The 352-nt window shown below is 63.9% G+C and carries 1 protein-coding gene; it reads right to left on the reverse strand.

Annotated elements, in window-relative coordinates:
* Window positions 1-352, reverse strand: a 352-nt coding sequence (locus F2P45_RS34760) for a hypothetical protein (RefSeq protein WP_166882718.1), incomplete at both ends; no start/stop codon positions are given.

Below are 352 nucleotides of genomic sequence, written 5' to 3' on the forward strand. Positions count from 1 at the left end.
CGCCCTCGAACTCTGCGTTCTTGCTCACGAAATTAACCTCGATGCCCAGCGCCTTGCCAACCTGGCGCGCCAGGGCGAACTGGGCGTTGGGAGCGGTGCGCAGCGCCCGTACCGGTGCCATATCGGCCTTGGCCAGTTCGCGGTTGAGCTGTTCCGTCGCCTTCATGGCGCGCAGGAAATCGACGCCGCTCAGTTCAAGCGGCGCAGTGGTGCCGGCATCGGCGCCGGCGGGAAGAGTTGGCAGGGAAGAAACGCCATCGGCACGGAAGTATTCCGCATCGCGGCTGTACAGTAGGCGGGCGAGCTGGGGACTTACACGTTGTAGGAGCCGCTCTGAAACGTGATCCAGAAC

The sequence above is a fragment of the Massilia mucilaginosa genome (assembly GCF_011682145.1).
Classification (GTDB): Bacteria; Pseudomonadota; Gammaproteobacteria; order Burkholderiales; family Burkholderiaceae_D; genus Telluria_A; species Telluria_A mucilaginosa.